Raw genomic sequence first — 22,142 nt, 5'->3', positions numbered from 1 at the left:
TAAATTTTAATAATTGCAATGAAAGAGTGAAAAATATGAAAGTAATAAACCAACAATTAATTAGAATTGTAACTTGGATTTAGTAGTACTTATTCTATTTTTAAAATATTAAAAATTAATCATTTTTGACAAAAAAGGAGAAAACATGTCGCAATCAATAAAAAATAAAAAATTAGTGACAATTAGTAATGTTAGCAAAAAGTATGGTGATAAGATTGCTGTTAAAAACTTTAGTTTAGATATTTACCCTGGTGAAAGAATTGCTTTAATTGGTTCTAATGGTAGTGGTAAATCAACGATTAGTGAAATCATTGGCGGGATAAGAAAACCAACCTCTGGCACTGTTATCAAAAAAGATAAAGCTGTCATTGGTATCCAATTTCAAGATTCACGTTATCCTCATGGTATAACAGTTATGGATATGATTAAATATTATTTACAAACTTTTAATATTGAAATTACTAAAGAAAAATTAAACAAAATGTTAAGTACTTATCAAATTTTGCATCTTACTAACAGGATGGTACAAAGTTTATCAGGCGGTCAACAACAACGACTTAACATTTTGTTAAGTGTTATCCATCAACCAGATCTTGTAATTCTTGATGAAGTATCAACAGGATTAGATATTGAAGTTCGAGAAGAAATCTTTGAATTTCTCCAAACTAATATTGTCGAAAAAAATGTTGCTATGTTGTTAGTTTCTCATAACATGAGTGAAATTGAACGATTTTGTACACGTGTTATTTTCATGAATGAAGGTGAAATCATTGAAGAAACTACAGTACAAGATATTATTAAAATTCATGGTTGTGTTGAAAAATATATGCATGATCAATTATGAAAATATAAAAAACCACTTCAAGTTGCGATTGATAGTGAAAAAGCAACCATTAAAATGTGCAATCCTTAGTTACAAAAACTACTATGAACAAACATACATCATTATTAGAATTAATTGCTAAGTATTTTATTCGTGGGTTTTTTGTTCCATTCTTTATTTTCATATATCCCATTTTAACTTTATTTTTGCAAGGTTTTGCGTTTGAGGGTATTGGTCAAGAAGCATTACAAAAATTAGTTGTTGGAATTTCAGTTATGCAAATTATTTCCATTGGTATTTTCTTTGTTCCACAAACTATTATTGAATTTAAAAGTTCGGTGTTGATGAAAAGAATAGGTGCAACCAATATTCATCCTAGTTTGTTTGTCGGAGTAATTATTATTTTGGGAGTTATTTTCTCAATACTAGCATTTTTATGAACTTTATTATGAGCAGGAATCTTTTTTGGTAGCAAGTTTGGTTGAGTTATTACTTCAACCCCAATTCAATTATGAGCATCATTGCCATGATTATTATTAATATTTGTTAATGCTATTGGTTTAGGAATGATGATGGCTGCTTTATTAAAAACACAAGCTGCTTATATCTCTATCGCTAATATTATTTATTTTCCAATTGCATTTTAAGTGGAGGAATTGTTTCCATGACATTAATTGAAAATAGTGATGTTTTAAAATATATTGTTTACATTTCTCCATTTCACTATTGTGTTAATCCGTTTATGGATGCGTGAGTTGGCAAATTCAAATTTACCACTGAAATTGGAATTGATTTGGGCGTTAGTTTAGCTTTAATTGGCGTTTATATGACTATTGCTTCTAGAAATTTAAAATGACAAGCCTAAGTTTGAATTACAACTACAAATTATCTAATTGATAGAATGTATATAGATGAATATGTTTTTTTTACACTCAGTCTCCTTCTTACTATTAAAGTTAAACATGACCTTTTTAATTAATTCATACTTATTTTATTCATTAGATTTGATTCATAACTTTTAATTAAGAAGCTAAAAATTAAAAGGTCTTTAAAGACCTTTTTTTGTGTTATTTATAAATATGGTTTAATTATTTTTTAATTTTTAATGGTATTTTGAATTCAATCATTAAAAGCACCAGTAAATGTATAAATAGCAGGTTCGGGAGTAAAATAATTTTCATTTACGGGGCCGTGACTAACAATTCCAACAGCAAAATATTTACCATTAATTTTTTTAATTAAAGGTCCTCTGCTATCTCCTTTAGAAGCATTAATTCTTTTATTGCCAGTAATTACTTCCGCCAAAATGTTTGATTTTGGATCAAAATCAGTAATAGTTCATCTTGGGTCTTTAACAACATCACCTGATAAAACAGGGATATCAACTTCTTGCATATGGGTTGGAAAATCAATTGTACTATCTGGTTTAGTAATTAAACCATAACCCATAACAGTAGTAGTGGTACCTTTAATCGGTTTTTGACTTTGTGAATATAGATTGATTGGTTTAATATCAGTAATTGGTTTATCTAATTGAATTAAAGCAATATCATTTTTTAAGTCAACATTATGAGGCCCTCCCCAACAAATAATTTTTTTTGCTGTTCGAATTTCTAATTTACTTTTATCATAATTAACTGTGTCATATAATCCAAAAACCATTTTAGCATTATTTTCTGGTGATATTTCTGGATGAAAATCTGCTGCAACATGGGCAGCAGTTAATACTCAATTTGGTGCAATTAAAATTCCACCTGATCCAGTTTGGTTAATGGGATTTGCAACAAGTGTTATTGAAGAAAATCAAGGATATTTATCTTCTGGTACATTAGTTCCATTAGTTACTTTTAAATTATTATTTGAATTTATTACATTTGTATTTAATTTATTACTTAAATTTCCTGTAGTTGTTCCAATTGTTAAAAGGCTTAATGTTGTTAATAAAAGTTTCATTTTCATTCTCCTTTTTTATGTACGCATAAGTTTAAAAAAAATTAGATAAAACTTATTTAAATTTAGTAAATATTTTTATCTATACTAATTTTAACACCTTTTTGTTTAAAAAAAACACTAGATTTTTTTGCAAAGAATTGTAAATTAGAAACACATTTTGGATATTGGCATGAGTAGAATGTGAAATATAATTAAAAGATAACGACACAACATACTACAAAAATAAAAACAAATATAAGATTTATATTGCTTTTCAAAATAAATAATTTATAATATTTAAGACTGTTTATGCAGTTTCAACCGCTCTGCTTTAGGTAAATTAAGTGATTATCTCCACCTATAAGGCGAGTCTAAACTGGAGGTGTAAGAAAGATATGTTTGTAGTTATTCAAACAGGAGGAAAACAAATTAATGTTACCTCAGGTCAAGAAATTTTTGTTGAAAAAATTATTGGCGAAACAAAAGATAAAGTTATTTTTGATAAAGTATTAATGATTGGTCAAAGTTTTGGTCAGCCTTTTTTAGAAGGTGCTGAAGTTCATGGCGAAATCTTAAAACAAGATAAAGAAAAAAAAATTAGAGTTTTCAAATATAAACCAAAGAAAAATTCTAAAACAATGTATGGACACCGTCAGCCATATACAAAAGTATTGATTACTGATATTTTAATTAATGGTAAAAGTGTAGTTGAAAAACCAGCACCAACTCCGACAATTAAAGACGAAGAAGTAAAAACAACTATTTTAACTACTAAAGAACCAACTCCTGCAGTAACTAAAGTTATTCCAGAAAAAGCACAAACTTCTCCTGTTGTTAAGGTAGCAAAAAAACCAGCAAAAAAAACTACTAAAACAGAATTAGTTCCTGAAGATGATATTACAAAAACTGTTATTAGTGAAGGCAATGTAAAAACTATTTTTGATCATAAAAATATGACTGTTAAAGTTATTAGCGAAGATGATGAAAAAGCAACAAAAAAATAATTACTAGGTAATAATTAAACATGGTTAACGTTACTTATAATTATCAAAATAATAACATTAATGAAGTTGCTATTACTGGTCATGCTAATTTTTCACAATTAGGAAATGATATTGTTTGTGCAGCTGTCTCAGCAATTGTGATTGGGGCATTAAATGCTTTAGACCAAATGGAAAGTAAAACAATCAAAGTTATTAACAATATATCAGGTTTAGTTAAAATTAAAGTTATTATCATTAATAATGATAACCAAGTAATTTTAAAAACTATGTTATGACAATTAAAAACCATTAGTGCTCAGTATAAGAAATATCTAAAAATTAAGGAGGTGTAAGCATGCGTTATCAATTAAATTTACAATTATTTGCTTCAAAAAAGGGAGTAGGATCAACTCGTAATGGACGTGATTCTCATTCTAAACGTTTAGGTGCTAAAATTAGTGATGGTCAAAGTCTAAAAGAAGGAACAATCATTTATCGTCAACGTGGGACTAAAATCCATCCTGGCGAAAATGTTGGTCGTGGTGGCGATGATACATTATTTGCTTTAAAACCAGGAATAGTTAAGTATACAACATTTAAAAAAAACAAAACTCGTGTTTCTGTTATAGTTAATAAAATCTAAAATCATTATCAAATGTTAAACCTATTTTCAATATTCATGTTTGAAGATAGGTTTTATTTTTTATAAAAGGAAATTAATTAGTTAAAACATAATGATAGGAGGTAACTGGTGTGAAACATATTACATTAATTATTACCGGCAGTATTGCTGCCCCTAAGGCTGTTCAGTTATTACATAAATTACAAGCAAATTTTCTTGTTGATGTAATTTGTACAAAAAGTAGTTTATTATTTTTACCAAAAATAGATTTTCCTTATCATAGCGAAATGTTTGAAAAAACACTTTATGAGAAAGCAGATATTATTAATCATACAAATTTAGCATTAAAAACTGACTTAATTGTTGTTTATCCAGCAACCATGAGTTTTATTAGCAAGGCAACATTGGCCATTGCTGATAGTTTAGCTTTGGCTATTTTTTTAGCAAGTCCAGTACCTAAAATTATTTTTCCTGCTATGAATCATTATATGTATCACAATCAAGGATTTCAAAATAACTATCAATCCTTATCTTTAATGAAAGATATTACTGTTATTAATCCTGATGCAGGAATGTTAGCTTGCAAAATTACTGGTGATGGCAGACTAAAAGAACCTACCGAAGCTTTTGAGATAATTAATAATCATTTTAAAATTCCTCTTGATTTAACTAATAAAACTATTTTAATTAATTATGGTCGCACCAGAACTTATCTTGACCCTATTCGCTATCTTACTAATAATTCATCTGGAAAAATGGGTAATGCTTTAGTTGTTGCTTATTTAAAAACTAATGCTAAGGTAATAGCAATCGTTGGTGACCTTGATGTTAAGATTGAAAGCCACCCTAATTTAACAGTTATTAATGCTAATACTAATGAACAAATGTTACAAGCAATGATAAAACACTTTCATGTTGCTCATATTATCCTTTGCGCTGCAGCACTCAATGATTATCAAAGTGCTACGTATATAGCAAATAAAATTAACAAAACCAAAAATGAAAATATAACATTATCATTAGTACCTAATATTGATGTTTTAAAGCATTTAGGTAGTATAAAAACAACGCAAACTTTAATTGGTTTTGTTGCTCAAGATAGTAATGATATAACCTTAGGATTAACAAAAATGAAAACTAAAAAATGTGACGGCATGGTTATTAATAATATTAAAGTTATGGGTAATGATGAAACAGAAGTTAATTTTGTGTTTAAAAATCAAAATCATAAATTACAAGGTAGTAAAATTGATGTTGCAAGAGCAATAGTGAATATTATTGGTCAAGGAAAATAAATCTCCTATTATATTACTAATAATTAAACAATAAATAGTTTAAAAATATTCAAAACATGCCTATAATAAAAACTAGACAAATATTTAAAAGGAGTAAACAAATGCGTTTTATTGATGTAACCAAATTAAAAGTAAAAGCAGGTAAGGGCGGTGATGGTGTTGTTGCCTTTCGTCGTGAACTTTATGTTGCCAAAGGTGGTCCATCAGGAGGCGATGGTGGTCGTGGTGGTAACATTATCTTTGTTGGTGACTCAGGTATAAATACTTTACTAGATTTACGAAAAAGTCAAGAAATTATTGCTGAAGCAGGTGTAAATGGTGCTCCTAAAGATATGCATGGTAGAAAAGGACACAATACTTATGTCAAAGTGCCATTAGGAACACTTGTCAGAGATATTAAAACTCAGAATATTCTTGGTGATATTGTTGAAGACAAGCAAGAAATTATTATTGCTGGTGGTGGTGTTGGTGGTCGTGGTAATGCCCGTTTTGCTTCTGCAACTAACCGTGTTCCAAAAATTTCCGAAAAAGGAACCCTTGGTCAACAATTTGAAATTATTTGCGAATTAAAATTATTAGCTAATGCGGGATTAGTTGGATTACCTAACGCTGGTAAATCAACGCTGTTAGGAGCAATTTCTGCTTCAAAACCTACTGTTGCTGATTATCCCTTCACTACGCTTAATCCTCATCTCGGTGTTGTTAAAGTTAATAAAAACGACAACTTTGTAATGGCTGACTTACCAGGATTAATTGCTGGCGCTAGTTTAGGGAAAGGTTTAGGTTTACAGTTTCTTCGCCACATTGAACGTTGTCAAGTATTAGTTCATATGATTGATATTAGTGATGAAACCCAAGACCATTTTTTAAACTATGAATTAATTATGAATGAACTTGCTAGATACAATAAAGATTTAGAAAAAAAACCACAAATCATTATTGCTAATAAAATTGATTTACCAAATTCTCAAACCAACTTAGAAAAACTACAAGTTCAAATTAAGTTACCAATTTTTGCTATTTCTGCTATGAAAAGAACTAATCTAGAGCCACTAATTCAAAACATTTTTGACGCTGTTAAAAAAGAACAACATTATCAAGATAACCGTGAAGATATTAATGATGAACACATTGTTTATGAATACATTAATAAAGAAGAAACACCAGAAATAATTATTAATCGTAGTGCCACTAACCGTTGAAATATTACTGGTAAAACTATTGAAGCTATTTATCAAAAAAATCCTTTAAACACTTATCAAAACATTTTATTATTTAAAATTAAACTTCAAGACCTTGGTGTTTATGATGAATTGCGAAAACAAGGTATTGAAAAAGACCATCACGTTGTAATTTATGGTTATGAATTTATTTGAGAATAGGATTATAATATTAAACAGAGAGGTGAAAAAATGGTATTAACAGAATATTTAAAAGTAATTATTAAATTTTTACAAATTCAAGTCACAAAAACTAAATCTAAAGGTGTCATTGTTGGCCTAAGTGGAGGTATTGATTCTGCTGTTGTTTCACTTTTAATGAAAGAAGCATTTCCAGATAACCACTTGTGTGTTATTTTACCATGCCAATCAGACCCCATTGATGTTGAATATGCGCAGAAATTAGTTAATACTCACGGTTTAAGAAGTCAAATTGTTGATTTAACACCAACCTTTAATACTTTAAAAACGACTATTAATAGTTCATTAAATTTTGAAAAAACACAATTAGTATTAGGCAATATTAAAGCTAGACTAAGAATGGCAACATTGTATGCACTAGGACAAAATGAAAACTACTTAGTTGTGGGAACTGATAATGCTGATGAATGACATATTGGTTACTTTACTAAATATGGCGATGGTGGTGTTGATTTACTGCCAATTATTCATCTCCTAAAACAAGATGTTATTAATAGTGCTAAATTATTAGGAGTAACACCAGAAATTATTGCTCGAAAACCCACAGCAAGTCTCTTTCCAGGACAAACTGATGAATCAGAAATGCAATTTAAATACGAGCAATTAGATCAATATTTACTTGGTAATAAAATCGCAATTCCCAGTGATGTTATTACTAGAATTGAAATAATGCACAAAAATAGTGAGCACAAACGTATACCATTACCCCAAGCTCCTAAATGAAATCGAAAATAATACAAAGGAATGAAATTATGGCTGGACACTCACAATATGCTAATATTAAACATCGTAAAGATGCCCAAGATAATAAACGTGGTAAAGTATTTCAAAAATTATCACGTGAAATATATGTTGCTGTTAAACTAAGCGGAGAAAAAATTGAAAGTAATCCCCGCTTAAAATTACTTTTAGAAAAAGCACGAAGAATTAATATGCCCAAAGATAATATCAATCGTGCTATTAATAAAGCCACTAACAAAAATGAAACAACCCATTATGATGCTATTACTTATGAAGGATTTGGTCCTAACAATGTAGCCATTATTGTTCACTGTTTAAATGATAATAAAAATCGTACGGCCAGTAACATTCGTAGTTATTTTAATAAAGTGGGTGGTCAGTTCAATGCTGTTCAATATTTATTTCAAACAACAGGAGTTATTGAATTCAATAGTGTTTTAACTGCCGATGAAATTTTAGAAATGGTAATTGACTTTGACATTTTTAATATTAAAAAAAATGATGATGTTGTTCTTATTACTTTAAAACCACAACAATTAGCATTAGCAACTAGTACTTTAGAAAAAAATGGCATTAATGAATTTATTACTAATGATATTAGAAATATTCCTAATGATTTTGTTACTATTGAAGATGAACAACAAGTTAAAATATTAATGCATTTATTTGATACGATTGAAGATGACGATGATGTTTTAGATATTGAACATAATTTTCAAAAATAAAAAAAGGTTTTTATTATTTTTAGTTGTAATTATTAGCGAAGACAACTAAGGAGGTAAAAACTAATGGATGAATATATGATTGGTGTTGTTAAAGAAATCTTAACAAATAATATTGTTTTTGAGTGTAATAATCGTGGTTATCTTTTAACAGGGGTTAATTTGCAGACATTACCAGTTAACACTAAAATTAAAATTTATGTTTATTTTTATCAAAAACCAATGTTTGAACAATATTTTGCTTTTTTGTCAAAAGAGATAAAAACATTTTTCATTGATTTGCTTAATGTACGAAGTGTCGGAACTAAAACTGCACTCAAATTATTAAATCAATTACCGATTGCTACTATTAAATTAGCTATTACTAATCAAGATAACAAAGTATTGCAACAATGCAAAGGTATAACCACCAAAATTGCTACTAATGTTATTGCTTATTTTAGTAATCAGCTAACTGTGGTTAGTAATGATGATATTCATTATCAAAAATCAATACTTGTTTTTGATACACTTTTAAAATTAGGTTTTGAAAAAACTAGTATTAATAATTATATTTTACAAAACATTAATTGAGAGTTATCAATTGAAGAAATTATTACGATTGCCATTAGAGATTTAAATAATGGTTACTTTTAATAGTTTTGTTGGTCAAAAAAATGTAATTAAGCGTATTAGTATTTTAATCACAGCTAGCAAAATGCAAAATATTGCTTTAAGTCATATCTTATTAATTGGTCCTCCAGGTACTGGTAAAACTACTATTGGTCAATTAATTGACCAACAATTACAAGTTAATTTACATTTTTTACAAGGAACAAGTATTAATAAATGTAGTGATATTATTAGTATTTTAGCTAATATTAAACCGTATGACATTATTTTTATTGATGAAATTCACGTTGTTAATTATGAAATCTTAGAAGTTCTTTACTCAGCATTAGAAGGCAATTTTATTAACATTATGATTGGTAAAGATTATAATAACAAGATTGTTAAAATTAATTTACCGCCTTTTACCTTTATTGGTGCAACTAATAAAGTTGCTATGCTAACCAAAGCTTTAATTAGTCGCATTCCCAATGTTTTACAATTAACAAGTTATGATTTTCAAGATATTAAAACTATTATTACTAAAACTATAAATCATTTAGAATGAAAAATAACAAGTGAAGTTATTACTATTATTGCTCATAATTGCCGTAATATTCCTCGCATTATTATTAATAATATTAAGCAAATACATAATTATTATTTAGCCATGAATTTGGAATTAAACGAGAATAATATTTTAAATATCTTATCTTTTTTACAAATTTATCCATTAGGTTTAAATATTACCCAATTAACTTATTTGTCACTCTTTAATAAAACTAATATCAATAAAAGTTTAAGTATTGAAACTATCAGCCAACTTTTAAATGAAGAAGTAAAAAACATTGAAATTCATTATGAACCATTATTAATTCAGCATGGTTTAATTTGTAAAACAACACAAGGTCGTAAAATTACAAAGATAGGTAAAGATTATCTTATTAATAATCAAAACACAATTGTTATATAAACAATTGTGTTTTGCTCTTTTTATTGGTATTCTTATATAGTGATTATTAATGTATAATGAATTTTATCTTATACAAAAAAATAAATTAATTTAGGAGTGAAGGAACATATGAACACTTCTTCTAAAGCAAGAAAAACTAAAAACCTTGCCTTTTTTCTAAGAATTTTCAGTTTACTAATTTTTATTTCAGCGATTACCATATCAGTTATTTTCAGCACTAGTTACATTGAAAATAATAGTAAATTAAGTATTGAATTTGCTGGTGGCTATGAAACACAAGTTCAATATAATGGTAAAGGCACACAAAAAGATGTTGTTAATTTATTAAAAAATCGAGTTGATCCATTAGGAACAAGTAATGTTAACATTGAAAGTATTACTAATGGTAACGGTAAAAATTATAAATTATCTTTAAGTAAAGATGCTGGTGTTTCGGTTTCAGCATTTGTTCATAACGCTGCACGTAGTGGTTATTTTTATCTTATGGACAAAGCAGGCAATGATTTATTAGCAACAAAATATAATGATAAAGCAAAAACATGATCAGCTCGCGATAAAAGATTAAAATTAAGCGATGTTTTTAGCAAGATTATTGTTCAAAATAATCAAGCTTCACATCGTCCAGAACTTCATTTTATTGTTAAAGATAAAGAAATTTTAACCGATTTAACAGCTCAAAAAGATTCAACTTTTTATATTTATTCAGATATTGGGCAATTATTAGACTATGTTCGTAATAGTGTTGAAGGTATTAATTTGCTTGCCGGTTTTATAGATAAACTTGATCCAGTAAAAGATGCTAAAGAACGTACTGGTTTAATTTCACTATTAGATTCTAATACACCCGGACTTGGTAATGGCACTAGTGTTTTACAATTAGCAAAACAAAATAGTCCATTGTTAAGAAATTTACTTGATATTAGTAAAAATGGTGGCTTTGGTGTTGCTTGAAAATATACTGATATGATTGATAGCGCTAATATTCTTTCAGTTGATACTAATGTTGATACTAATACATATGACCCACAAGATCGTTTTGATCCATCAGCTAGTGAAACTAGTAAAAAAATATCACCTATGAATGCATGATTGCCTTATATTCATGATTTAGTACGTCTAGATGACATTTCTAATATTTTAAACCAAGATGTTATTGATTATCGTTATACACCATATTGAGTAGGAGCAATTCAACCAAGTAGTGATTCCTTAATTGCTGCTGGTGATGAAGTTACTGGTCTTAACTTAGAAAGTGCTGAACAGTTTCAAAATGTTCTATCATCAGGATTATCAGAAAATAGTTTTACTTTAATTGGTAATTCACCAGTTGCCCCTTCTTTAGGTGCTGATTCATTAAAAGTTATTATAATCGTTTTAGCATTAGCTGTTATTATTTTAGTGGTGTTAATAATTTTCTATTACCGTTTATTAGGGATTATAGTTTTAATAACGCTTGCTTCATTTTTATTATTTACTATTGTTAGTTTTACTTTCATTAGTGGAATTCTTGCTCCCGAAAGTTTATTGGCTTTAATTATTGGCTTTGCATTATTAGTTGATTCTGTTATTAATTTATTAGAACGTTTTAAAAAAGAACACGCTGAAGGTAAAACTCTAACCACTGCCTTTAAAGCAGCAAATAAAAAAACATTATCATCATCATTAGATAATAGTATTATTATTTTAATTGTTAGTTTAGTTATTTTCTGATTTGGGACAAGAGCCATTAAAGGTTTTGTTATTATGACTTCAATTGCCACTTTTGGGGTTATTGTTTTTGGCATATTATTGTTACGATTAATTTTATGAGGAATGATAAGTAAAAATTGATTAGAAGATAAACCAAAAATTCTAGGAACAAATATTTATCGAAAAAATAATGTTGTTTTAAATGCTAAAGTTAGCGAAGAAGAAATTACTAGTGATAATACTTTAAAAAACGTTACTAATAAAAAATTAAAAAATAAAGATTCTGTACCAACAGATTCAAAATTTAAAAGTTTTATTAATAAATTTAAAATAACTAATTCCAATATTTTTAGTAAATGAAGCAAATGAATACTTTCTGGGTCTGCTGTTCTTATCATCGCTTCTGGTGTTACTTATGGTGTTATTGGTGCTAATTTTGCTTCTGGTTTTGATAGTAGAACTGATTTTATTGGACTAGCTACTGTTAGTGGTTCTCCAACAAGTATTGACTATAGCGTTGTTAAAACTGCTGAAGATACTATTAATGAAATTAAACCAGAAATTAAAAAAAGTGTACAATTTGATAAATATTTTAAAAACATTAACTATACATTGTTAGCAGGTGGCATTGGAAGTCAATATCAATTTAACGTTAATATTGAAACAAATATAAATATTAATAGTCAGCAAAAAGATGAGTTTATTAATTTTTTAGGACTTATTACTTCTAATTCTAAATGAACTAGTAACTCATCAGTCAGTTGATCTAAACCTGACCAAGTTGTATCTAAATCAGGTTCTGACTTATTAATCAATATGGTTGTTGCCATTTCTTTATCATTTGTTATCATCTTGATTTATATTATTATTAGATTCCAATTAACATATGTGTTACCATTAATTTTAGCTATTATCTTCGGTTTAATTATGACACTTGCTATAATTAGTTTAGTTCATATTACTATTTCAACAACAATTGTGGGAATATTATTAGGAGTTATGATGTTAATAGTTATGAGCGTGATGGTTATCTTTGATAACATTCGTGAAATAAAACTTAATAATAATCAAACTAAAGTTTTAACAAAAGAAGAAATTATTGCTATTTCTAATGAAAGTGTGCAAAAATCATTACCAAGAACATTAATAATTAATGGAATTATATTATTATCATCAGTAGTAGTAATGCTCGTTATTCCTAGTTTCTGAATTGTGGCTCTATCAATGTTAGTAGGTTCACTAGTGAGTTTAATTACTTCTTACTTTATTGCTCCGTGAATGTGAAGTTACTTCGAACGATGAAGGGTATCTTGTTATAAAAAACGTTTGAATAAAATTAAAAAACATTTTGTTGGACCAGATGAATATGTTGTTGAAGGTATAAATGAATAGGTGAATTAAATGACAAAAGACCAATTGCAAGATATTATTGTAAATATTCCTGATTTTCCCATTAAGGGGATTCAGTTTAAAGATATTAATCCGATATTAACTAATCCAGAAGCATTTCAAAGTATAATTGATATTTTTGCCAAGTTTATTAGTGAACAAAAAGCAACTGCTATTGTTGCTCCTGAGGCAAGAGGTTTTATTTTTGGCGCTGGCGTTGCCTATAAATTAGGTATCAAATTGGTATTAGCACGAAAAAAAGGAAAATTACCTGGTAAAACTTATGAAGTAGAATATGATTTAGAATATGGTAGTACGATATTACAAATTCATCAGAACGCCCTTACTAAAAATGATAAAGTAGTAATTATTGATGACCTGATTGCTACGGCAGGAACCATTAACGCTTGTATTGAATTAACTAAAAAAACGCAAGCCCAAGTGGTAGGAATTGCTAGTTTAATTTCATTATCAGAATTTGAAAATAAACATCATTTTAATAATGTTCCACTATTAGAAATACTTAAATTTTAAGAGGAAATTAATGGATAATTTGACTTGTAAAGACTTTAATCAACTGTTAGTGGAAGCTAAAACATTTATTAAAGATGAAAAACAAATTGCAAAAATTACTGTTGCTTATGAATACGCACTTAAAAAACATGAGGGACAATTTCGCAAAAACGGTGACCCCTATGTTTATCATGTATTATCAACAGCATATAATTTAGTTCTCTGACATTTAGATATCGCTTCAATTGAAGCTGGATTTTTACATGATATTTTAGAAGATACACCAACTACATTTGAGGAATTAGTAGAGGATTTTGGACTAGAAGTTGCTGACTTAGTATTAGCAGTAACAAAAGTTAGTCATTTTGCTAAAGAAAAACGAAAAGAAATTAAAGCTAATTATTTACGTAAATTATATTTAAGTTTAGCCCATGACATTCGTGTTATTATTATTAAAATGGCAGATAGATTACATAATATTAGAACAATTAATTTTTTAAGTAAAGAAAAACAACAAATCATTGCTAAAGAAACATTAGAAGTTTATGCTTCTATTGCCCATCGTTTAGGAATGCGTCAATTACAATCAGAATTAGAAGACCGTTCATTTGCTGTTCTTAATCCTAAAGAATATACAAAGATTGATAATTTAATTAATATTGATCGTGAAAAACGTGAAAATTTAGTTAATACTATTATTCAAGAATTAAGTAAAACTTTATCACAACATAAAAAAATAATTTTTAAAATTTATGGACGTAGTAAAAACTTATATTCTATTTACCGTAAAATGTATTATTTTGGAAAAGATTTTGATGATATTCATGATATTTTAGCCATTAGAGTTATTACTAATACGCTTGATAGTTGTTATGCAATTTTAGGTTATATTCATCAAAGTTTTACTCCTGTCCCAGGAAGATTTAAAGACTATATTGCTACTCCTAAAAATAATATGTATCAATCTTTACATACTTCAGTTGTTTTTGATAATGAAATTTATGAACTACAAATTCGAACTGATGAAATGGAAGATTTTGCCGAAACAGGAGCAGCTTCTCACTGACGATATAAAGATGGTGAAACGAAAAACCCCAAAAAACGACAAGCAGAAATTGATGAAAAATTAAATATTTTCCAAGAAATTTTAAACTTAAATGCCATGAATCAGTTTGTTGATGATAATACCATTGAAGAAGATAATGCAAAATATAGTAATTTAGAAAAAGAAATTAAACAAGACATTTTTAGTGATTTAATTTATGTTTTAACACCCAATGGTAATGTTATAACATTACCATTGGGTGCTACTATTTTAGATTTTGCCTACAAAGTTCATACTGAAATTGGTGATACAACAGTCGGAGCGCGAATTAATGGTACTTATTCATCAATTAATACTGTTTTAAAATCTGGTGATATTGTTGAAATCAAAACTTCAAAAACCGCTCACCCTAATCGTGATTGATTAAGTATTGTTAAAACTAATTTTGCCCAACATAAAATCAAAAAATATTTAAATAAACAAGAAGAATTATTAAATCAAGAAATCAAGCTTAAAGATTTAGAAAATAAAGCAAAAATTAAAAAAGCAAAAGAGAAGATGGAAAACTATATTATTGACAACCATGTTCGCTGAAAAATTGCCAAACGTAGTATCATCATGTCACGAATTAGATCGTTAAAATATAAAACATATGAAGACTTTTGCTTAGATGTTGCTAATGGTGCTTACACCATTGAACAAGCAGTTACTAATATTTTATATACTGATTCATTAACTTTCCAAGAACTAAAAATTAAAAAATACTCAGAAATGAACTTAAACAGGAGCAATGATATCTTAATTGAAAATGCTCCTAACATTAAAACATCATTAGCCCACTGTTGTTTACCAATTCCTGATGAACCAATTGCTGGTTATATTACCAAAGGACAAGGTATTAAAGTACATCGTGTTATTTGTCCTAATGTTAGTTTACCCGAACGAAAAGAACGTGTCATTGAAACAATTTGAAATTTGCTAGTTACTAGCAATAGAACTTATAATTCAAGTATTCTAATTCAATACTTAGATCGTCCAGCACTAATGACTGATATTTTAAATATTTTAGGTTATTTAAAAGCCCAAATTCAAAGTATTGAAGCTAATAATAAATCAATAATTAATCGGACAGGAACATTAAAAATTTTAATTAAAGTTTCTAATATTGAACGATTACAACAAATCATTTCATCAATTAAAAAAATTCCTGATATTATTACAATAAATAGAATAATTATGTAATATTTTAGTATAATATTTTTACGCGTTTAAAAAATGTATTAACAAAACTTTCAGAGACAGTATGGTTGGTGAAAATACTGGTTTATTAATACTAAAGACAATTAAACTGCTTGTTGATTATCATTAACAAACAACTAAAGATTTAAGATAATTGAGAGTATTTTTTGTTTCTACAAAGAGTAAATTAGGATGGCACCGCGTTCACAAAACGTTCCTATAATTTTAGGAATTTTTTATTTTTAAAATTAACTTAACTAAGTTATAAAGGAGAGGAAAACAATGACAATCCAAAAACCACGTGGTACACGTGATCTTTATGAACAAGACATAATTGTATATCGCAACATTATTAATATTTTACAAACTTGTGCTGCTAAGTATAATTATCAAGAATTCATTATCCCCACTTTTGAAGATGCTCATTTATTTTTACGAGCAGTCGGTGATACAACCGATATTATCCAAAAAGAAATTTATCAATTTAATGATAAAGGTGATCGAACTTTAGCACTACGTCCAGAAGGAACTGCTGGTTTGGCACGTGCGGTAATTGAAAATAAATTATACAAACCCAAACAAACTTTAAAATATTTTTATTATGGTTCTATGTTTCGTTACGAACGACCACAAAAAGGGCGACAACGTGAATTCAACCAATTTGGAATTGAAACTGTAGGCACTAATCACCCCTTAAGTGATGTTGAAGTAATGATGATGGCTATTAATATGATGAAAGATTTAGAAATTTCTAATTTAAGTTTAAACATTAATTATTTTGGTTCTGATGAAACTAAAAATAAATATCAAACTATTTTAAAAGAACACTTACTAAGTAGAAAATCCCAATTTTGTGAAAACTGTCAAATGCGAACTTTCACAAATCCAATTCGTGTTCTTGATTGCAAAATTTGTCATAAACTATCATTGGATATTCCTAAAATTACTGAAATTTTATCACCAATTGAACAAGTAAATTTTGCTTTAATTACTGAAGCTTTAACAAATCATAATATTAGTTTTAAAGTTGATGAATATTTAGTTCGTGGATTAGATTATTATACTGGTATTATTTTTGAAGTTACAAGCTCTGACCCGCGAATTGGTGAGACTCAAAATACATTAATTGGTGGTGGTCGTTATGATAATCTATTACAACAACTAGGTTCACCATTAGCAATTCCAGCTATTGGATTTGCCATTGGTATTGAACGATTGATGTTATTGTTATCTAATAATAAACAAGTAAATCACAAGCCAATTATGCAATTACAAGTTATTGCTTTAAGTGATAACGCTTTAAATATGATGTCATGATTGTTACAACAACTACGTAATAAAAACTATCAAGTTGATGGTGAATACCATTGTTTTCAAGATAAACATAAATCACAAATTATTAATCGGACAAAAGCATATAACTTATTATTTTTAAAAGATGAAACCACTTCCACAATCTATTCATATGATAAAAAAGTTATGATTCCTATTCAATTCAAAGGTAATAATGATTTATTACAACAAATACTAAACCAATTAAAGGAGCAATAAAATCATGGATAAAACTTTTAGAACCCACACTTGCGGTAATTTATCAATTAAAGACATTAATAAAATAGTTACTATTAGTGGTTGAGCACAATCAATTCGGATTAATAAATTTGGAATTTTTATTGATTTACGTGATATGTATGGTTTAACACAAGTCATCGTTAAAAACGATAATTTTTGCTATGAAATTACTAAAACTTTAAAAACAGAATCAGTAGTAAAAATTATTGGAACAGTAGTAAGTAGAAATAATAAAAATGCTATTTCACCTAATGACATGATTGAAGTAGTAGCAACTGAAGTTGTTAACTTAAGTATGGCTAAAGATTTACCATTCGATATTAAAAATAATGATATTATGGCACGTGAAGAATTACGTTTACAATATCGTTATTTAGATTTACGACGTCCACTAATGAATGCCAAGATAAAATTTAAACATCAAATTATTAATTGTTTACGTACTTTTTTAAACAATAATGATTTCTTAGAAATTGATACACCATGTTTAACTAAATCAACACCCGAAGGTGCTCGTGACTTTTTAGTACCAGCACGAATTCAAAAACAACATTTTTATGCTTTGCCTCAATCACCACAAATTTATAAACAGCTATTAATGATTGCTGGATTTGATAAATACTTCCAAGTTGCTAAATGTTTTCGTGATGAAGATTTTCGGGCTGACCGGCAACCTGAATTTCAACAGTTAGATATTGAAATGGCATTTATTACCAGTAAAGAAGTAATGTTAACAATAGAAAAAATGATAGCTAATCTTTTTAAAACTTTAAAATTAGGAGACATTCCTAATAGTTTTAATAAAGTTAGTTATGAACAAGTTATGGATAAATACGGAAGTGATAAGCCAGATTTACGTTGTACGTGTCAACTATTAAATTTGAACTTAACCAATAGTATTAACCAAAAAAATTTTAAAGGGTTTTTAGTAAAAGATAAAATTAATGAAGTAACAATTAAAAAATTAACGGAAATCAGCACTCAACATGGTGGTAAAACATTAATAATTTATGATTTAACAAAACAAAAAGTATTTCATAATAATAGTAATATTATTTTTAATAATGAAGATTTAGCAGCATTAAGTAAGATTAAAAGCAATGATTTTAATACATTAATTTTCGTTTATGAACCAACGAGTATTGCCAATAAAATTATGGGTGCTATTAGAACACATTATATTAATGATGAATTAAAACAAAAACATCATCAAGACTTTTTAACTAATATTAATAATTATGAGTTTGTCTGAGTTGTTAATTGACCAATGTTTGAAGAAGAAAATGGGCAATGACAAGCATGTCATCATCCGTTTACTAATCCACAAAATTCCAATGATTTAAAGAATATTAAAAACAATGACTTATCACAATTAAAAGCTGATGCTTATGATTTAGTATTAAATGGTTTTGAGATTGCTGGTGGCAGTATCAGAATTCATGATTATGAATTGCAAAAACAAATATTTGTGTTATTAAAATTAACCAAAGAACAAATTGATAGTAAGTTTGGTTTTTTCTTATCAGCTTTTAATTATGGAACACCACCACATGGCGGAATTGCCTTTGGCATTGATCGATTGGTAATGATTTTAACTAATAGTCAATCAATTCGTGATACAATTGCCTTTCCTAAGAATAATCGCGGTATTTGTTTATTAATGAATAGTCCTAGTGTGATTGATAGTGAACAGTTAGTTGAGTTAGGATTAAGTTTGCAAAAATAATAATTTTAATAGTTAAGTATGAGAATGTCAAATAAATAAGAAAAAACAATATCATTTTAATATGTAAAAAGCTATTTAGACTTACTCTGCTAAATAGCTTTATTAATTCTGTTACGTTTTTTGTAATCGGCAAATATTTGCTGGTATAATGGGTCAATTAAAACGGTATTTAAAACCAATTGTTCATAGATTTCATAATGATTATTTCTTTGAACATAATAGGTTTCATAAGCAAATAAATGCATAATCATATTGCCAATAGTTGGATTAGTTTCTTCAGCATTTTTTCATAATACATCTTTTAATTCAACACCATATTTTTTTAAAAGCATATTCATTGAATATTTAATACGATGAGGTTTGTTAAATATTAATTTTTCAATCTTATTACTAATATTAAGGGCATCAGAGAAAATGTCATCTAAACTGTGAATAAAATTACGAAGATGAATTGGTTCGATATCATCAAAGAATGATTCGTTATCATTTAAAATTTTCTTAATTAATAACATTTTCACATGACTATCATTATGTTCAATATAAATTGGAGTTTTAATAACGTCAGTAAATGTTCTGACAATGGGAAGTAATTCTTGTTTAAATTTATAGCCAAGATGATAATGAACTACAAAGAATAAAAGTAAGAAGTTTTCTGAAATGGTATTTAAATTAACAAAGCTTAATGACGATTGATGTTTAATGAAACTTTTAATAAAAGTTTCATTAAATTGAGTAATTGTATTAATAACTTCTTGAGAAGAAGTTATTAAACAAATATTATTAAAATCAGCAAGTGTAGTTTTTTCGTTATAAATAATATTACCGTTATTAAATTCTCGTAATGCTTTTTTGTAGTAAGGAGTAGTAAAAGCTTCTGCTAATTCTTTTTGTAAATTACTTATTTTATTTTCATCTTGATGTATTACAGAATCTTGATAATTTAAAAATAAAATAATTCAATTGAGACACATCTTTTTTTGTTCAACAGTTAAATTTTTGTCAACGAAACATCGGAATAGAGCACCACCGGTTTCAATAATGCACTCATCAGCAGTTTTGTTAATTAACATTATTTTGGCACCTATCTTTCTAAATATCTAATTTTGGCTTTTTCATTGCATAGTCAATAGTATTTAATCTTATAAAATAAAAATTTAAAGTGTACTAAGGTTAAACAAATAAAATATATTTATTATTCTTACTATAATTATAAATGACTTTTTGCATTTATAGTATAAAATTGCTTTTTAAGTGATTTTTTTAAGAAGTAAAATTAAAAATTCATTATGTTAGTTGTTAAGAAATATTTTTTTTACAACAGATTAAATGATTTTTATTTTTTAAAGTAATTATAATGTTCATCTAGTAGATTAGATTATAGTTAATAACTATTTTATTTTGCTTACACTTTCTTTTGAATGATATAAGCAGCCAATTTTAAAGAAATAGTTGTGAGTAATAGTAACTTTTATAAACTTGTTTAATTATTTTTCTTAGTTTTTAAATACTAACTCTTAAGGTTAAAAGCTAGTTCAATATTTTGCTTAATTTTGGTTGAAAAGTAGCGATGTACTAGTTTTTTCATCACTTTTATATATAGAGTAAATTTAAGTTATTAATTAAATTTTTACTCTCAATTATTAATATAGTAAACATTTTATCTTGTATAACTATTTTTGTTATAAAATATAAATATTTTGCGAACAAGATATGATAAAAATAAATCTTGTTACATTTATTCTAACACATAATATTTGAAAGTATGGTTTTTCGAAGTTATTATTAGATTAATATAAAGATATATGATATTTAGATTTTAATAATATTATTTTGCTTAATTTTAAAATAATTAGGTAATAAAAAATATATAAATGCTATATAATAAGAGGAATAGTTTACAACTAATAAGTTTTTAAATCCTGAGTTGTAAAAAAAACTTAAATAATGAATTATGTAATGTTTTACTTATTAAAATTATTATATGTAAAAATGTAATTAGATTTGTTTTATAATTTTTCATTTTTAGTAATTATTAATATTAGGTAGAATGTCATCAACACAAGTTATTTAATTATTTTCATACAAATGATAAAAAGAGTTTTGAGATTTAGAAAATATTGGAGGTAATTCATGAAAAAGAAAAAAGTTCTAATAATATCAGGAAGCGTAATTATTACCATAATATCTATTATATTAATAGTATTTTTTAGCATTTATAATTATAATAATGAGATTTATAATCGAGATTATTATGTTAGTATGTTAAATGATAATTATTGAAGAATTACACATGATAAACAATATTATAATTTTGTTAAAAATTATGAAGAAAAAATTACAGAACCTGCTAGTGAACAATCTAAACAAGATTTTGATAATTTGTACTTGAAAAATGATCCCGTTAAAGGGTGAGAAAATTATTCATCTTTGGAACATGATTTAACAACCAATCGCTTAAGTTCATATGTTACTATTAATGTAAATTGAACTAAATTATTAAACCAAACGGGATTAAGTGATGAAAAAATTAATGAATTTAAACAAAAAATGTTACATATTTATAATATTATTGCTAATCTTTATGGAAAAGATAACATACTTAAACTATTACAAGAAGTAATAATGGAAGAACAAACGGGAAGAACTATTGCCTTTGTGTGACCTAAAAGAAGAAAAGTAAATAATACTGAAGTTAATATGCAAAATATGTATGTAGGTCCTAAATTTGGGTTAAGTCTAAGATTGTGTGTAAATTTAAAAAAGTAATAAAAAATGAGCCATATACCCTCCTTATCAAATATAATTAGTTTGAAAATAAAAACTAGATAGGATGAGAAATATATGACTCCATTAAATTTTACAATAGATT

At 26.9% G+C, this 22,142-nt stretch carries 19 protein-coding genes, 1 pseudogene and 1 other annotated feature; of the genes and pseudogenes, 18 read left to right on the top strand and 2 right to left on the bottom strand.

What is annotated here, in order from left to right; translation table 4 throughout:
- Positions 1-145 precede the first annotated feature (145 nt).
- From RDJ14_RS03115 to RDJ14_RS03105, 3 genes are read left to right on the top strand one after another with little or no spacing between them, the layout of a single operon-like run.
- Positions 146-913, top strand: coding sequence for an ABC transporter ATP-binding protein (locus tag RDJ14_RS03115; protein ID WP_308149917.1), 768 nt, complete (start codon positions 146-148; stop codon positions 911-913).
- Positions 901-1,470, top strand: a complete 570-nt coding sequence (locus RDJ14_RS03110) for a hypothetical protein (RefSeq protein ID WP_308149916.1) — start codon at positions 901-903, stop codon at positions 1,468-1,470. The genes RDJ14_RS03115 and RDJ14_RS03110 overlap by 13 nt, the downstream gene beginning before the upstream one ends.
- Positions 1,471-1,487: 17 nt before the next feature.
- Positions 1,488-1,688, top strand: a complete 201-nt coding sequence (locus tag RDJ14_RS03105) for a hypothetical protein (protein WP_308149915.1) — start codon at positions 1,488-1,490, stop codon at positions 1,686-1,688.
- A 230-nt stretch (positions 1,689-1,918) separates the two neighbouring features.
- Here RDJ14_RS03105 and RDJ14_RS03100 read toward each other — a convergent pair whose 3' ends face one another.
- On the bottom strand, positions 1,919-2,776 hold the full coding sequence (locus RDJ14_RS03100; RefSeq protein WP_308149914.1) for a serine protease: 858 nt from the start codon (positions 2,774-2,776) through the stop codon (positions 1,919-1,921).
- A gap of 288 nt (positions 2,777-3,064) precedes the next feature.
- Positions 3,065-3,138: a sequence feature (ribosomal protein L21 leader region), on the top strand.
- A 12-nt stretch (positions 3,139-3,150) separates the two neighbouring features.
- Between RDJ14_RS03100 and rplU the strand changes: the two are divergent.
- The 14 genes and pseudogenes from rplU to aspS all read left to right on the top strand — a co-directional run.
- Positions 3,151-3,441, top strand: a pseudogene (gene rplU, locus RDJ14_RS03095) (50S ribosomal protein L21); the annotation flags it as partial.
- Positions 3,442-3,779: 338 nt separating this feature from the next.
- Positions 3,780-4,091 carry a ribosomal-processing cysteine protease Prp gene (locus tag RDJ14_RS03090; RefSeq protein WP_308149913.1) on the top strand — a complete coding sequence of 104 codons (312 nt, stop codon included), beginning with the start codon at positions 3,780-3,782 and terminating at the stop codon, positions 4,089-4,091.
- Positions 4,092-4,093: 2 nt separating this feature from the next.
- Positions 4,094-4,381 (top strand): 50S ribosomal protein L27, encoded by a 288-nt coding sequence (gene rpmA, locus RDJ14_RS03085; RefSeq protein WP_308149912.1) that lies wholly within the window; start codon positions 4,094-4,096, stop codon positions 4,379-4,381.
- 110 nt (positions 4,382-4,491) lie between these two features.
- Positions 4,492-5,655, top strand: a complete 1,164-nt coding sequence (coaBC, locus tag RDJ14_RS03080; RefSeq protein ID WP_308149911.1) for a bifunctional phosphopantothenoylcysteine decarboxylase/phosphopantothenate--cysteine ligase CoaBC — start codon at positions 4,492-4,494, stop codon at positions 5,653-5,655.
- 101 nt (positions 5,656-5,756) lie between these two features.
- Positions 5,757-7,037 (top strand): GTPase ObgE, encoded by a 1,281-nt coding sequence (gene obgE / locus RDJ14_RS03075; RefSeq protein WP_308149910.1) that lies wholly within the window; start codon positions 5,757-5,759, stop codon positions 7,035-7,037.
- Between the two features lie 30 nt (positions 7,038-7,067).
- On the top strand, positions 7,068-7,811 hold the full coding sequence (nadE, locus tag RDJ14_RS03070) for an NAD(+) synthase (RefSeq protein WP_308149909.1): 744 nt from the start codon (positions 7,068-7,070) through the stop codon (positions 7,809-7,811).
- Between the two features lie 17 nt (positions 7,812-7,828).
- Positions 7,829-8,542, top strand: coding sequence for a YebC/PmpR family DNA-binding transcriptional regulator (locus RDJ14_RS03065; RefSeq protein ID WP_308149908.1), 714 nt, complete (start codon positions 7,829-7,831; stop codon positions 8,540-8,542).
- A 63-nt stretch (positions 8,543-8,605) separates the two neighbouring features.
- Entirely contained in the window at positions 8,606-9,175 is a 570-nt protein-coding gene (ruvA, locus tag RDJ14_RS03060) for a Holliday junction branch migration protein RuvA (protein ID WP_308149907.1), read from the top strand.
- Entirely contained in the window at positions 9,162-10,100 is a 939-nt protein-coding gene (gene ruvB / locus RDJ14_RS03055; protein ID WP_308149906.1) for a Holliday junction branch migration DNA helicase RuvB, read from the top strand. Before ruvA ends, ruvB begins: the two co-directional genes overlap by 14 nt.
- A gap of 108 nt (positions 10,101-10,208) precedes the next feature.
- Positions 10,209-13,181, top strand: coding sequence for a protein translocase subunit SecDF (secDF, locus tag RDJ14_RS03050; protein WP_308149905.1), 2,973 nt, complete (start codon positions 10,209-10,211; stop codon positions 13,179-13,181).
- Positions 13,182-13,190: 9 nt separating this feature from the next.
- Positions 13,191-13,712: an adenine phosphoribosyltransferase gene (locus RDJ14_RS03045; protein WP_308149904.1), complete on the top strand. Its 522-nt coding sequence runs from the start codon at positions 13,191-13,193 to the stop codon at positions 13,710-13,712.
- A gap of 10 nt (positions 13,713-13,722) precedes the next feature.
- Positions 13,723-15,978: a RelA/SpoT family protein gene (locus tag RDJ14_RS03040; RefSeq protein ID WP_308149903.1), complete on the top strand. Its 2,256-nt coding sequence runs from the start codon at positions 13,723-13,725 to the stop codon at positions 15,976-15,978.
- A 279-nt stretch (positions 15,979-16,257) separates the two neighbouring features.
- A complete protein-coding gene (gene hisS, locus RDJ14_RS03035; RefSeq protein ID WP_308149902.1) occupies positions 16,258-17,526 on the top strand; it encodes a histidine--tRNA ligase in 1,269 nt (422 codons plus the stop codon).
- Between the two features lie 4 nt (positions 17,527-17,530).
- The gene (gene aspS, locus RDJ14_RS03030; RefSeq protein ID WP_308149901.1) at positions 17,531-19,273 is read left to right on the top strand and encodes an aspartate--tRNA ligase; all 1,743 of its coding nucleotides are present in this window, start codon (positions 17,531-17,533) and stop codon (positions 19,271-19,273) included.
- Positions 19,274-19,362: 89 nt separating this feature from the next.
- Here aspS and RDJ14_RS03025 read toward each other — a convergent pair whose 3' ends face one another.
- Positions 19,363-20,343, bottom strand: a complete 981-nt coding sequence (locus RDJ14_RS03025; protein WP_308149900.1) for a hypothetical protein — start codon at positions 20,341-20,343, stop codon at positions 19,363-19,365.
- 1,060 nt (positions 20,344-21,403) lie between these two features.
- Here RDJ14_RS03025 and RDJ14_RS03020 point away from each other — a divergent pair.
- On the top strand, positions 21,404-22,039 hold the full coding sequence (locus tag RDJ14_RS03020; RefSeq protein WP_308149899.1) for a hypothetical protein: 636 nt from the start codon (positions 21,404-21,406) through the stop codon (positions 22,037-22,039).
- Positions 22,040-22,142: the final 103 nt, after the last annotated feature.

The organism is Spiroplasma sp. AdecLV25b, assembly GCF_030913225.1.
Classification (GTDB): Bacteria; Bacillota_I; Bacilli_A; order Mycoplasmatales; family VBWQ01; genus Spiroplasma_E.
This window is presented reverse-complemented; position numbering and strand designations above follow the sequence as displayed.